This is a genomic window from Companilactobacillus sp. FL22-1, assembly GCF_043951805.1.
Lineage (GTDB): Bacteria > Bacillota > Bacilli > Lactobacillales > Lactobacillaceae > Companilactobacillus.
Genome location: NZ_JBINJY010000001.1, coordinates 210,978 through 224,938 on the forward strand (window position 1 = coordinate 210,978; position 13,961 = coordinate 224,938).

General features: G+C 37.0%; 12 protein-coding genes. 10 read left to right on the forward strand and 2 right to left on the reverse strand.

The features are described from left to right. Positions 1–78: 78 nt before the first annotated feature. The 10 genes from ACG72T_RS00985 (at position 79) to ACG72T_RS01030 (ending at position 12,055) form a co-directional block, all read left to right on the forward strand. Positions 79–1,515 carry a C69 family dipeptidase gene (locus tag ACG72T_RS00985; RefSeq protein ID WP_395264073.1) on the forward strand — a complete coding sequence of 479 codons (1,437 nt, stop codon included), beginning with the start codon at positions 79–81 and terminating at the stop codon, positions 1,513–1,515. Positions 1,516–1,669: 154 nt separating this feature from the next. After that, positions 1,670–2,137, forward strand: a complete 468-nt coding sequence (gene greA / locus ACG72T_RS00990; protein ID WP_395264074.1) for a transcription elongation factor GreA — start codon at positions 1,670–1,672, stop codon at positions 2,135–2,137. A 174-nt stretch (positions 2,138–2,311) separates the two neighbouring features. Then, a complete protein-coding gene (locus tag ACG72T_RS00995) occupies positions 2,312–3,232 on the forward strand; it encodes a DMT family transporter (RefSeq protein ID WP_395264076.1) in 921 nt (306 codons plus the stop codon). A 126-nt stretch (positions 3,233–3,358) separates the two neighbouring features. Beyond that, positions 3,359–4,363 (forward strand): D-2-hydroxyacid dehydrogenase, encoded by a 1,005-nt coding sequence (locus ACG72T_RS01000; protein WP_395264077.1) that lies wholly within the window; start codon positions 3,359–3,361, stop codon positions 4,361–4,363. Between the two features lie 277 nt (positions 4,364–4,640). Then, positions 4,641–7,187 carry a hypothetical protein gene (locus tag ACG72T_RS01005; RefSeq protein ID WP_395264078.1) on the forward strand — a complete coding sequence of 849 codons (2,547 nt, stop codon included), beginning with the start codon at positions 4,641–4,643 and terminating at the stop codon, positions 7,185–7,187. A 248-nt stretch (positions 7,188–7,435) separates the two neighbouring features. Further along, a complete protein-coding gene (locus ACG72T_RS01010; RefSeq protein ID WP_395264079.1) occupies positions 7,436–7,819 on the forward strand; it encodes a YxeA family protein in 384 nt (127 codons plus the stop codon). Positions 7,820–8,002: 183 nt separating this feature from the next. After that, positions 8,003–9,370 (forward strand): DHA2 family efflux MFS transporter permease subunit, encoded by a 1,368-nt coding sequence (locus ACG72T_RS01015; RefSeq protein ID WP_395264080.1) that lies wholly within the window; start codon positions 8,003–8,005, stop codon positions 9,368–9,370. Between the two features lie 67 nt (positions 9,371–9,437). Next, positions 9,438–10,046 carry a YncE family protein gene (locus tag ACG72T_RS01020; protein WP_395264081.1) on the forward strand — a complete coding sequence of 203 codons (609 nt, stop codon included), beginning with the start codon at positions 9,438–9,440 and terminating at the stop codon, positions 10,044–10,046. Positions 10,047–10,130: 84 nt separating this feature from the next. Beyond that, complete coding sequence (locus ACG72T_RS01025; RefSeq protein ID WP_395264082.1) at positions 10,131–10,505, forward strand: hypothetical protein; 375 nt, start codon at positions 10,131–10,133, stop codon at positions 10,503–10,505. 425 nt (positions 10,506–10,930) lie between these two features. Next, positions 10,931–12,055, forward strand: a complete 1,125-nt coding sequence (locus tag ACG72T_RS01030) for a 5-methyltetrahydropteroyltriglutamate--homocysteine S-methyltransferase (RefSeq protein ID WP_395264083.1) — start codon at positions 10,931–10,933, stop codon at positions 12,053–12,055. A gap of 69 nt (positions 12,056–12,124) precedes the next feature. Here the strand turns inward: ACG72T_RS01030 and ACG72T_RS01035 are convergent, their stop codons facing one another. Next, positions 12,125–12,259 carry a hypothetical protein gene (locus ACG72T_RS01035; protein ID WP_395264084.1) on the reverse strand — a complete coding sequence of 45 codons (135 nt, stop codon included), beginning with the start codon at positions 12,257–12,259 and terminating at the stop codon, positions 12,125–12,127. Positions 12,260–12,447: 188 nt separating this feature from the next. Beyond that, positions 12,448–13,917, reverse strand: coding sequence for an MFS transporter (locus ACG72T_RS01040; RefSeq protein ID WP_395264085.1), 1,470 nt, complete (start codon positions 13,915–13,917; stop codon positions 12,448–12,450). Positions 13,918–13,961 lie beyond the last annotated feature (44 nt).

Here is a 13,961-nt window from a genome sequence, read left to right on the forward strand (position 1 = left end):
AATAAAGAACAAGTTTGGATAACTCTTAAGTTTAGTTATGCTAAAATGAGATGAGTATGAAGAGGAGGAATTCTTATAATGAAGAAAAATCATTTAGATGACGCTTGTACAACTATTTTAGTTGGTAAAGACGCCAGTTTAGACGGTTCAACAATGATTGCCAGAAATGACGATACATTCTTTGCTGTAGCACCACACAGTTTTGTTTTAAACCCTGCTGTTAAGGGCGAAAAAGGACGTAAGGTTAAGTCATGGTTGAATGGCTTTGAATCAGAAGTTCCAGAAAATGGTTACAAATGGCCAGCCGTTCCTAACGTTGATTACAAGAAATTCGGTTACTATGACGAAAGTGGTATCAATGGAAAGAACGTTGCCATGTCAGCTACTGAAAGTACTTATGGTAACGAACGTGCTTTAGCTTTTGACCCATTAGTTAAAGACGGTATGGATGAAGATGTCATCGTACGTATGGTTCTTCCTTACGTTGATTCAGCTAGAGGAGCTGTTGAACGTACCGGCGAATTGATCAAGAAGTTTGGTTCACCAGCTGGTAACTCAGTTCTATTCAGTGATAAAAATGACGTTTGGTATATGGAAATCGTTACTGGTCATCACTGGGTAGCTCAAAGAATTCCTGATGACAGTTATGCCGTATGTGCTAACCGTGTTTCAATTCAACAAGTCGACTTTAACAAACCTGATGAATTCATGTGGTCCGAAGGTATCCAAGAATTCGTCGAAAAGAACCACTTAAATACTGATAAAACTGGTTGGAACTTCAGACATATCTTTGGTACAGATAACTTGAAAGACCGTCACTATAACACACCACGTGTTTGGTTCGGCCAAAAGTTCTTCAATCCAGAAATCGAACAAGACCCTGAAGATGGCGAATTACCATTCATCATGAAGACAGATCACAAGATTTCAGTTGACGATATTGAATATGTTCTTGGTTCTCACTACAACGAAACACCTTACGATCCATATAGCCCATATGCTTCTGATGAAGATAAGCACCGTTACCGTCCAATTGGTTTGAACAGAACTCAAAACTCACATGTTCTTCAAATCAGAAACGATGTCCCAGAAGAATTTGCAGCTATCATGTGGTTATGTATCGGCTTCCCTACATTCACACCTTACATTCCTTTCTACACTAATATGAACGAAACTGACCCATCATATAACGACGCTTCACTCAAGTTCAATTTCAAGGATGCATACTGGATGTATAACGCTTTGTCAGTTCTTGTTGAATCAAACTATTCTGAATTCATTCAAGACGACATCGACTACTTAACAGAAGTTCGTCAAGATCTTCGTATGGCCGTTGCTGAAACAGATAAACTGGCGGCTAACTATTCTGGCGATGAATTAACAGAATTCTTAACTGACAGAAACCAAGCTGTTGTTAAAGAAATGCAAGATAAGGCTCACAAACTATTTGGTGAACTCTATACAAAAGGTATCAACCTTTCAAAACTTACATTTAACATGGACGAAAACCTTTAATCAATTATCTTGAAGCTTAACGAAATATCGTTAGTTATCATAGATGCAATTAAGACATCTGCTGATTTTATAATAGTCAGCAGATGTTTTTTGATTTCTATACTAAATTACGCTAAATTGATGATAGAAATTCATTAAATACGAGGTTTTAGACATGGAACCAACATTCAATAAAATGACTCCAGCTGGCTACAAAGCCATTGAATTAGAAATCAAGGAATTGAAAAAACAACGCCCCCAAAAGATTAAAAACCTAGCTGCTGCAGCTGCACTTGGTGACCGCTCTGAAAATGCCGAGTATACAACTGCTAAACAAGAATTGGGCAGATTAAACGGGCGTCTGCACTATCTATCAAAACAATTACAGTATGCCGATGTCGTTCAACCAGAAGATAATGACCAATTAGATATCGGTAAATTCGTAACAATTGAGTTCTTAGACGACCATGAGCAGATCACCTACCAGCTAGTTGGTAAACAAGAGGCCAACTTGGAAAAAAACAAAATCTCCTTTACATCCCCAATTGGCAAGGCTTTGAACCACCACAAAGTGAACGATACCGTGACTGTTGTCGCCCCAGACAATTCATACCAAATTAAAATTATTGAAATTCATCTTTGATTTTTCTGGAAGATTCTAAATTATTTTATCAATATTTAAGCACAGAAATCCTTAAGTATCATAGCTTTGGGGCAGATTCATCCCACCTGATTTTCACAAATTGAAAAAAATGATAGTCAAAATCAAATAAGCACAGGTATAATAGTTCTATTAGTTTTTAGGAGGATATTTTTAATGGAAGAAAGTAAAAACTTAGCTAAGAAAACACTTAACCGTGGTTTCTGGTTAGCGTTTTGTGCTTCTGCTCTCTGGGGAATTTCAGGTACTGTTTTACAAGTTGTTGCTAAGAATCTTAACATCCCGGCAATGTGGTTCATTGGCACTAGAACAACTGTAGCTGGAATCATTCTATTGATCGTCGGCTTAATTGTTTTGCCAAAAAATCAATTCTTTGCTGTTTTCAAGAATTGGAAAGATCTGTTAACATTATTGAGCTTCTCAGTCTTTGGACTATTGGCTAATATGTATACATTCTTCTTGTCAATTCAAACTGGTAATTCATCAACTGCAACCATCTTGCAATACTTATCGCCACTCTTTATCATGATTGGGGCAATTATTTTCACAAAGAAAAAGACCTCTCGAATCGATGTAATCTCTTTTGCACTGGCTTTGGTCGGGGTCGTCTTGATGATCACTCGTGGAAACCTTAGTCATCTATCTATTCCTTTGGTATCAGTCATCTGGGGAATCGGTAGTGGTATCACTGCTGCCTTGTACATTACAATTCCTCAAAAACTGATTGCTAAATACCACGGTATTTTAATCACCGGTTGGGGTATGTTATTAGCGGGAATCATCGCTAACTGCTTTAATCCCATTTGGGTCAACCCCCCTAAAATGAATACTGCTAGTATTCTAGGTGTAGGTACAGTTATCTTAATTGGTACAGTTTCTGCCTTCTTACTGATGGTTCTAAGTACGAAATACACAACTGCAGCAATCGTAAGTATTACTGATGCTGTACAACCATTTACTACCCTAATTTTAAGTATTATTTTCTTGAAATATGTTGTGAACTTACCAGAAATTATCGGTGCCATCATCGTAGTTCTTGCGATTTATGTCTTGAACCGTTATGACGATGTCGGATGATTTCTTCAACAAGTAATTAAACAAAATGCTCTCTGATTCTAATGTGAATTCAGAGGGCATTTTTTTGAAGCACTACGAAAATTCTGTTTTAATATACTTATACATGCTATTCAAGGAGGAACACAGATGAAAATTTTTGCTTATGGTATTCGTGAGGATGAACAACCTTCACTCAAAAAGTGGCAGGAAAATAATCCTGAAGTTGAGGTAGCTTTCACGGAAAATATTTTGACGGCCGATTCAGCTCGCTTAGCTGAGGGTGCAGATGGTGTCGTTACCTTACAAACCGCTGCTTACACTCGTGAAGCTTTGGAAGTTTTACAAAAACTGGGAATTAAATTTATTTCAATCCGTAATGTAGGTGTCGATAATTTTAATTTCACCGATCTTAACGATTTAGATTTCACTTTAACAAATGTGCCCGTCTATTCACCTAATGCCATTGCTGAACATACAGTTCTGTTAATGGGACGTTTGCTTCGTCGTGTACCTGAATTCGACCAAAAATTTGATAACGGTGACTTCACCTGGGCTCCAACAATTGGTAAAGAATATCGTGAACAAACTGTAGGTGTCATTGGCACAGGTCACATTGGCCGCGTGGTTATTCAAATTTTACAAGGCTTCGGTGCTAAAGTAGTCGCTTATGATGTCTATCATAATGAAGATATCGAAAAACTTGGTCTCTACGTTGATAGCTTAGAAGAGCTTTACAAGCAATCAGATATCGTCACACTTCATGTACCTTTGTTCGATAGCAATAAACATATGATCGACGACCAAGCTATCGCCCAAATGAAAGACGGAGTTTATATTATTAACTGTGCCCGTGGCGAATTGATCGATACTGATGCTTTGATTAAAGGTTTAGATAGTGGCAAAGTTGCTGGTGCCGGCTTGGACGTTTTAGATAACGAGAATGCAGTCTTTGGCAAGGTTTGGAGCAGTCCCGAGAATATTCCCGACGCCAAAATCAAAAATTTAGCTAATCGCATCAACGTTATTATTACTCCTCATAGCGCTTTTTACACGGAAACGGCAATTCACAATATGATCACGACCGCATTTGATTCCAACAAGCAGCTGATTGAAGGTTCCACTCCAGCTACAGTTGTCGACACTCAAAAATAATAGTGATTATCAAATATTAGCGGTAAAAAATGGCCTTAACCTGTCAGAAAATAATTCTCTAGACAAGTTAAGGCTTTTTTTAGTTCTGTTTTGTTTTAAAAAATAACATTTATATATTTTATAACACACATTTTTATAAATAACAATCTATATTAATAAATCATATCTCAATAATTTTTCTATACAAAAATGAAATATTTTTATTATCCATCCCCGCTATAATTACAAAGAGGAATATATATAATTTTTTTTATATTTAAAAAGGGGAGGAATATTTATGAGGTTCTTGAAAAACGGCCTGAGGTTGGTTGTTGGTTCATTTATCGTGCTCTTATTTTCACTTTTATTCCCAATAAAAACGACCCAAATTTTGGCCGATACCGATGATAATCAGAATGCGATTAATTCAGCTCCACCTGGTCTTGATATATCCAAATACTTTGTTTTGCCAACCAATCCCACGGTCTATGGGGATAATAATCCATACAATACTAATTCCGCAACTACTTATCGAAATAATACGATTCTTGGTTTAACCAACGGTAATGGTACCTATGGCGTATCTTGGTCCAATCAGTCTAATGACAACTATTTTAATATCAATCAAACAGAAACCATCTCTGCCTGGTTATATTTCGGGGCTGCTGGTGATAATGCCTCTTTAAACGGTCAAGGTATGGCTTTTGTCTTGCAGAATGATCCTAGAAAAACTAATGCTATTGGTGCAGGTGATCAAGGGTTAGGCGTCTATGGATACGATAAGTCTACCTATTTACCATTTTTCTATTCCCGTTTACCATCAACTGACTACATCGCTTCAACTGCTGTGCAAAACAGTATGGCTTTGGAATTTGATTCCTTAACAAATGATGTAACAAGTGAAAATTCACCACTACCACTTCAAAAAGGTAGTGGCTTGGGTACATATGATTACACATTAAACGGATATGACACAGCCGACACAACAGGCAAAATCACCGCTCCCGATGGGTATCCAAAAGATACAAAACTCGGTGCCGCAGGTCCATTTGGTCATATTGCCTTAACTTATCCTGGTAAAAAAGAATCTTACGCCTTGGGACGCGTTGGTTCCCAAAATTTAAGTAATGACCTTCTCTCTTTACTCATTAACAATTTTAAGGGCTTTGATCAAGCATATTCTGTTTTCCATTCAGGTACTAAGGTATCTGACTTAGTAGATGGTACTGATCTCCAGCATAATCCTTTGTATTGGCATCATGTTACTATTACTTGGCATAAATCAACTGACGGTGGTAAAACCAATCAACTTGAATACCAAATAAATGATAAATATCTAGATGGTACTCTAAATGCTAATGCTAATAATAGTGACTATGAATATTTAGATAAAACTTTCACAGTCGATCCCAAAGTTTTAAATGCTGGTTCAGATGGCAAGGTGTATTGGGGATTCACCGGTTCAAATACAGCTACAGCGAGCCTTTCTGGCAATCCTAAAAATCCTACTACTTACAATAAACTAGTTGTCTTTGAATCAATTCCAGCTTTGGTTACAGTAACTCCATCAACAACTATTACTGATCATAATTTAAATAAGGTAATCTATGATGATTCCACTTCAGATGTCGAGACCGTAAACAATGGCGATGACCTGACGCTTGATTACAATTTAGATGTTGATCGTGAAGCTAGCCGTAAGAACTGGACTAATGTAATTGCTAAAATGAATTTGCCAACAAATATCAACTATAAAGCTGATACCAACGGTAATATTGCTACAATAACTTATACAAACACGTTAACTAACAAAACATCAACTGACTATATCAGCGGTTCCCAATTAACTGCACAACAATTAAACTTCACATTGAGTAAAGCTTTAGGTGCTCAAAGTGGTGCTGACTTTGACAAAGTTAAGATTAGTATCAATGGACAAGCAAATAATCCTACTACTTCGGATCTAAAAGTTGGACCGGCACCATCGGTCTTCACCGGTAATGAAGCCATCGTCTCAACTAGTTCACCTAAGTTTATTATCAAAGGCAAAAAGGATTATACGTTACAATTAGCAAACCCTAGTGGTGATATCGATCTATATTACAAGAAAGCTAATACAGATTTAACGTTACCTACACAATTGAAATATAGTAATGGTAATACTTTTGACCAAAATAGCTCGATGAATTATACCGTCACCGTTAATGGCCATACTTATCACACAGTTGAAACAGGTGCCAATTTATCTAGTGATCTAAAAACTTACAATGGCTCAGTCCCTCTGAAATCCTTAATTGCTGCTGATTCTACTGTCAATGATTTCTGGGATCTCTTCCCAGCCAACACCACTCAAAAGGTCACTGTAACCGCCTATGACCGTGAGACCGGTTTGGTTTCGAACAGCGTTACCTACAATGTAAATATTCATGAAGATCACTTACTAAGCATGACGGTAACAAAAAATCTGACATTCCAGAGTACTAATACCTTCAGTACTTCTCGAATACTAAAACGTAAAACTAATTTCGATCTATCAATCTCAAGTAGACAAGATCCTTGGAAATTGAGCGTTTCTTCTAATGGTTTGGCTCAAGGTGGCCAAGCTTTCAATGGTAATGTCGTTTATAAGCATTCAGAAGCTTCTAACTCTCAGGATTTAACTAGCTCTCCAACTTTGATTGAATCAGACTCTACAATCAGTAATAATCTAATTGAAACTGACATTTCTAAGAACTGGACCGATAATTCGGGATTACTTTTGAAACAAACAGGTTCCAATACTAGTGGTACATATACAGGAACTCTTACTTGGACCTTAACTAGTTCCCTTGGCAGTAATTCGTAAAATTAGCAAAGAAAATATTTGATAGCGCTTTCAAAGAGAACTATAATGAACTTAAGAATTAAAGTTTATGATGTTGGAGGCGCTATATTATGAGACTTATAGCAAAGTTGTTCAACAGAATTGTAGACTATACGCTTAACTTTGATTGGTGGTAACAATTAGCTTACAAATCTGTAAGAGTAATGTTAGTGAATCAAATGTAGAAAAAATATCAAAACCCTTAATATACTTTTCAGGAGGTAATTCAAATGAGAAGTTTATTAAGAGTTTTTTTATTAGGTTTAGTAGTAATGATGGTGGGATATTTCGGAGCTTGTTTCTACAGTAAAGACAATACTAGTCAGGTAGCTCAAGCATTCAATGCCTATAATATTTTGGTCAAGCGTGAGCCTAAATACGTCAAGATCGATAATAAATCTGCTAAGGATACTGATGGTTACGGTAACTACACTTATGATTTAAAGAGTTATGACAAAGATGGACAAGAACATCCCATTCAATTCCTTGGTATGGGCAAGTTGAAGCAAGGACATTATCTAGAACTAGATACCAAGGGGAGTTACGTTTATTCATACAAAGAAGTTTTCCAAAAAGATATTCCTAGCGACGTTTATACAAAATTAAACTTATAATCAATAAAAATACCGATACATACTATTACAGTAAAAATGCGGAATAAAAGCACAGTTTCTTGTGCTTTGGCTAAAAAGAGCAGCAACTCAAAATCGGGTTGCTGCTCTTTTTGTCGTGTTGACCATCTAGCTTGGAATAACTAAACTAAATAAGTTACTACTTTTTATTTAGGAGCATTAAACATGTCGAAACAAATCAAGAAATCACTTTTTATCATGGTCTTTGGGACCTTCTTTGGTGTTTTGTGCTCTACTCTGATGAACACAGCATTACCAACCTTTATGCGAGTCTTTAACGTCAATTCTTCTACCGTACAGTGGTTAACTAATGGCTATACTTTAGTCAATGCCATCATGATACCTACTAGTGCCTTTTTCATAAAGAAATTTTCCTTCCGACACCTATTTATTACCTTCAGTTCAGTTTTCTTAATCGGAACGATTCTGGGAGCACTGGGCAACACTTTCATTATGGTGATCATCGGTCGAATGATCCAAGCAATCGGGACTGGTATGATGATGCCGTTAGTCAACGTCTTAGCAATGAAATATACTACCAGAAGTAAACAAGGAGCTGTTATGGGGATTATCGGTCTGGCTTTTAATTTCTCCCCCATCATCGGTCCTACGTTGTCAGGAGTGATTTTAGAGTACTTTCCTTGGCAATATTTATTTATCTTAATTCTGCCTTTCATTATCTTAGTAGTAATTTTGTCGATCTGGCAATTACCACAAATTGAAACCAACCAAAATCCACAATTTGACGTCCCTAGTTTGATCACAATCAGTTTAGGTTTACTGTTCCTCCTCAGTGGTTTCTCAAATATCGGACAAACAAACTTCCTAACCTTTCCCGTAATTGGCTTTACCTTGATTGGAATAGCCCTCATAGCTATCTTCTCCATTTTAGAAAACAAATCCACTAAACCAATCATCAACTTCGAAATATTCAAACACGCTCAATTTACCCTTGCTACTACGATCAATATGCTGATTGTTTTAACCATGTATGGTAATACGATTCTTTTACCGTTAATGATACAGATGATCTTACACAAGAGCCCGTTAGTTTCAGGACTAGCGCTTTTACCTGGAGCTATCCTAACTGGTTTCATGTCACCCGTCAGCGGTAGGCTGTTTGATAAATACCCCATCCGAAGAATCGTTCTCACCGGAGTTTTGATCGACTGCTTTGGAACTTTCATGCAAGCTGTCATCGATGTCAATGCTTCCGTTTTGATGTTGACTTTAGGTCAATTAATTCGCCAATTAGGCTTAGTCTTAATCCTGATTCCAATTCAAACGCATGCCTTGAGCGCTGTTCCCAAAGAGTTTCTGTCTGACGGTGTAGCAACGTTCAATACCTTGAGGCAGATTGCTGCATCCTTTGGGACAGCAATAATCATTGCTGTGATTACCTTAGCTGACAAAATAATTACTAACAGTACCACCAATCAAGCAGTCGGTATTCAAGCGGGATTTCTTGCCTGTCTAGGTTTTCTAATCGTGGCCTTAGCTTTAACTTTTAAATTGAAAAGGGTTTCATATTAATTGACTGATTATTCTCTCTGGCTATAAACTAAATATAGTTTTTGAATATTAATTAGAGGGGGAAATTATGAAATCCAAAAAAATGAGAGGGATTTTCGTTGCGCTAATAGTAATTATTGTAGCTGGGATTTCCTTTTTTTATATTCATAATCAAAGAGCACAACAAGGCACTACAGTTTACACTCAAAGTGAATTAAAGAAAATCTTGAAAAAGAAATATCCAGACTTTTACCAATACACTCGTTTGGATGAAGCTGGTCAGAATTTTATCATTCCCAATTTAAATCATACAACTACTTTGAATAAACAAGGGGCAGTCGTATCGGCCAAAAATATGGACCCCCAGGGCTTAGTTTTGGCTGACAATTATTTGCTGATTTCAGCTTATGATCGCCATCATCAAAATAATTCCGTAATTTATGTTTTAGACAAGGACACTAGAAAATTCAGTAAGACGATTGTACTTAAAGGGCATCCACATGCTGGTGGTTTGGCTTATGATGCCGAAAATAAAAATTTGTGGATCACAACTGTCAATGGCAAAAAACACGCTCAAATCTCCAGTATTGGCCTCGACAAAATTGAAAATTATAATGTCAAAAATACCAAAAAACCTATCACTTACAAGCAAAGTATCAATTTAGGAACAATTCCAGAAGCTTCATTTGTTTCATAACATAAGAATTCATTATTTATCGGCTTCTTTGATAAGAAAAAAGATGGTCTCTTAGCTAGATACAGTGTCAACGAAAACGGTACTTTGGATATCGACAAAAACAAAACCTTGAAGGTTTTGAAACAACGAAAGCTAGCTCAACCCGAACAAACTTATTCCTTGGACAGTAAAATGCAAGGAATTGCCTTTTATAAAGACAAGATCTTATTATCCAAATCCTACGGTCCCAAAAGCTCACACATTTTAGTTTTCAATGCACCAACTAATGGTTTTGACTTTAATTTGGATACAAAACCTCTCAAAGATATCCCTGCACCACCTTATCTGGAACAATTAGCTTCTAATGATGAAACTATCTTCTCCATTTTTGAATCAGGGACAGCCAAGTATCGTAAAAATACTAAAATCGTCCGCCTCAATCGAATTCTTGAATTGAATGCTGACAAATTGATCCAGTAATTTCAAATCTTAGTTTGACAAATATCAAAACCAGGTGTAGATTATTCACCAATAAATAATTAAAACTTATTTAATTTAATTAGACGTTGAAGAGAAGAGTAGATCAACTAGTAGTTTGCAGAGTGACCATCGGTGAGTGAAAAGATGGAACAAACGTTGATTGAAGATGAGCTTGGAGTCTTACCTAGGTGAAAGCCGAAGGTACGCAAGGATGCGATATCATCCCGGACATGTTAGTGTCGTTGAGGTATTTTGTGTCAGCAAAATATAAATTAGGGTGGTACCACGGGTGATCGTCCCTACATTGCAGAGAAGCTCTGTTAATGTAGGGACGATTTTTTTGTTCCCAATTCACTGCACTGAAATGACTCTAACCTCTTCTTTACCTTTAAATTGAATAAACTAAAACTCAGGAGGATTCACTTATGACAACAAAAACATTAAACAAAATTGGTTTTCAACATGTAGGAAGTTTTCTACGACCAGCCGAACTGAAACAGGCTCGAAAAGACTTTGCTGCTAAAAAAATTACTCAAGAACAATTGACAGCAGTTGAAGATCAAAGTATTAAGGAACTCGTTAATAAAGAAGTCGCTGTGGGTTTAGACTATGCTACTGATGGTGAATTCCGCCGCTCATACTGGCATCTGGATTTCTTCTGGGGTTTAGATGGAATCGATCATATTCATTACGGTGAGGGGTATCATTTTGCCCATGAAGAAACTCGTGACGATACCGCCGTTTTGTCTGGAAAAATCAGGTTCAACCCTAATCATCCCTTCCTAAAGCATTTCGCCTATCTTAAGTCATTAACCGATAATTTGGATATCGAACCTAAACAGACCATTCCTGCACCTTCTCAGTTGTATATTGAATTGATCCGCGGTACTAATAACGACAAAATCAAGCAATTCTATCCCAACATCAATGACTTATACCTCGATATTGAAAAAGCTTATCATGACACTATCGTGGCCCTTTATGATGAAGGAGCTAGAGTTATTCAACTAGACGATTGTTCATGGGGACTATTTTTAGATGATAGTTTCTTAGCCACACCTGATGGCAAAGCTTACGCTGAATCTGGTATTCAAGACATCCTCTTGGATTTGAATAACAACGCTATCAAAGACTTACCAGCGGATCTAACGATCAATACTCACGTTTGCCGTGGCAACTATCATTCTGACTTTGCCTTTTCAGGCGGCTATGGACCAGTCGCAGATACTTTATTTGCCAAAGAAAATGTCGACACTTACTTCTTAGAATATGATTCCACACGTGCAGGTGGTTTTGAACCTTTGCTCAAGGTTTCTGGAAACAAGCGTGTTGTTTTAGGACTAATAACTACTAAATCCGGCCAATTGGAAGACCGCCAAGATGTCATTGATCGTATCAAAGAAGCCAGCCAGTATTTGCCTTTGGATCGACTATGGTTATCAACTCAATGTGGATTTGCTTCCACTGAAGAAGGTAATATTTTGACCGAACAACAAGAATGGGACAAATTAAAACTCGTTAAATCAATCCAAGACGAAATCTGGGGGTAATTAAAACTTCTCAAAACCATTCAACCGTAAAAAAAAGCCCCTGATCATCAAGACCAGAGGCTTTTATAATTATTTAGATTCTTTTGTGTCGCGACTCTTTAAAAAGTCAAGAACAGCTTGTGTTTTAGCGCGTTTTTCTGCACCATTTTTTTGGTTTACAGGACGGCGGTGGCCAGTCATACCTTTATGTGTATTTTGTGACATCTAAAAAACCCTCCTTCCTGTTATACATTTAACTTATTTTATTAACCCTATTATTATAAGAGAATTCATTTCAGATTTCAACCGTAAATTTTAGTTGAATAAATTACTTTGGCATAAAAAAAACTAATCAATTATCATCTTGATCAGTTTTCTTAGTATCAATTGTTTTTAACCGAGAAACTGCGCAACTAGTTTACTTCGGCTGCAGAATCATCAGTTTTTTCCACTGCCGATTCTGACTCCTTAGCACTGACTGTTTCTTCGCTCTTATTATGCACACGGAATGCTAATATGAATCCAAAAACAGCTAATACTAATGTAAACACAAAACCGTAGTGAGCGCCATTAGTAAACGCTAACTTCGATGAACTTCCGCCATTTGCAAAGTAATTGGACTGACCAGTACTCAACAAAATGGTAGCAATTCCGGTCGCAACCGCACCAATAACTTGTTGGAACGTATTGATAATGGCTGACCCATCAGCTGATTGATATGCATCAAGCGAGTTCAAACCATAAGTCTGTGATGGTGACATAGCTAGTGGAACCCCGATCATCAAGACGATATGTGCAGCAATGATATAGCCTAGTGAACTATGTGAGTTACTGAAAATAAACATTGCAGCACCAATGATAGAGATCAAAAATCCTAAACGAGACATAACCTTAGCACCGATTTTATCGTAAGCTTTACCAGCTCCGAAAGAAACAACTGCATTGATCACACCACCAGGTAACATCACTACCCCAGTTAAAGCGACCGCAACGCCAAGACCATTTTGTAAGTACATTGGCAATAAGTACATCGCTGACAAAGTAATCCCAAAATTCAACATGACCAAAACTGAACCAGTGACGAATTTAGGATTCTTTAAAACAGCAAAGTCCAAAGTTGGAGTTTGAGCATGTAATTGTTGTCTGATATAAACAACCAAGAAAATCAGACCGACAACTAATGCAGCCAAAGCGATTGCCATATTTTTACTTAGGAAACTAATTCCAAAGACAATTAAACCGAAACTGATCGTAGAAAGAGCAATTGCTGCCCAATCAACTTTTGGCTTTGTGACTTCAAAGACATTCGTTAAATTCTTTTCCATGATAACTAAACCGATCAAAAGGAAAACAATGAATGACCAGAAGATAAATCTCCAAGATGAAACTCCCAAAATAATTCCGGAAATAGTAGGCCCGATAGCAGGAGCAAACATAATTACTAAGGCTGCCATCCCTAAAGCAGCGCCCAATTTATTAGGTGGGAATATTCTCATGGCAATAGAAAACATTAGTGGCAAAATAATTCCGGTCGCAATACCTTGAATCATTCGACCAACTAATAACATTGGAAAATTAAACGCTACAGCGGCGATAATTGAACCAACAATAAAATCAATTAATCCAAATCTGACCAAGCCTCTAGTTGAGAAATGTTTGGTCAAGAGACTGGACAAAGGCAAAACGATAGCAATTACAAGCATATAGCCTGTAACTAACCATTGAGCAGTACCTGTTTCAATATTAAAAGCTTTCATAATAGATTGAAGAGCAATATTCAATGAAGTTTCACTGAACATGCCGACGAATCCACCAATCAGAACACCCATTAATGATAATAATGGATGAAGAGGTTTTGTATTAATTTTTTGAGTTTGACTCATAAGTTACCTCCATTTGTTGCAACAATTGATTAATATAACAGAAA

Excerpts from the sequence above, each read along its gene's own strand:
- ACG72T_RS00985 (WP_395264073.1), top strand. The coding sequence starts at position 79 with ATGAAGAAAAATCATTTAGATGACGCTTGTACAACTATTTTAGTTGGT.
- ACG72T_RS01000 (WP_395264077.1), top strand. The coding sequence starts at position 3,359 with ATGAAAATTTTTGCTTATGGTATTCGTGAGGATGAACAACCTTCACTC.
- greA (WP_395264074.1), top strand. The coding sequence starts at position 1,670 with ATGGAACCAACATTCAATAAAATGACTCCAGCTGGCTACAAAGCCATT.
- ACG72T_RS01040 (WP_395264085.1), bottom strand. The coding sequence starts at position 13,917 with ATGAGTCAAACTCAAAAAATTAATACAAAACCTCTTCATCCATTATTA.
- ACG72T_RS01015 (WP_395264080.1), top strand. The coding sequence starts at position 8,003 with ATGTCGAAACAAATCAAGAAATCACTTTTTATCATGGTCTTTGGGACC.
- ACG72T_RS01005 (WP_395264078.1), top strand. The coding sequence starts at position 4,641 with ATGAGGTTCTTGAAAAACGGCCTGAGGTTGGTTGTTGGTTCATTTATC.
- ACG72T_RS00995 (WP_395264076.1), top strand. The coding sequence starts at position 2,312 with ATGGAAGAAAGTAAAAACTTAGCTAAGAAAACACTTAACCGTGGTTTC.
- ACG72T_RS01020 (WP_395264081.1), top strand. The coding sequence starts at position 9,438 with ATGAAATCCAAAAAAATGAGAGGGATTTTCGTTGCGCTAATAGTAATT.
- ACG72T_RS01035 (WP_395264084.1), bottom strand. The coding sequence starts at position 12,259 with ATGTCACAAAATACACATAAAGGTATGACTGGCCACCGCCGTCCTGTA.
- ACG72T_RS01010 (WP_395264079.1), top strand. The coding sequence starts at position 7,436 with ATGAGAAGTTTATTAAGAGTTTTTTTATTAGGTTTAGTAGTAATGATG.
- ACG72T_RS01030 (WP_395264083.1), top strand. The coding sequence starts at position 10,931 with ATGACAACAAAAACATTAAACAAAATTGGTTTTCAACATGTAGGAAGT.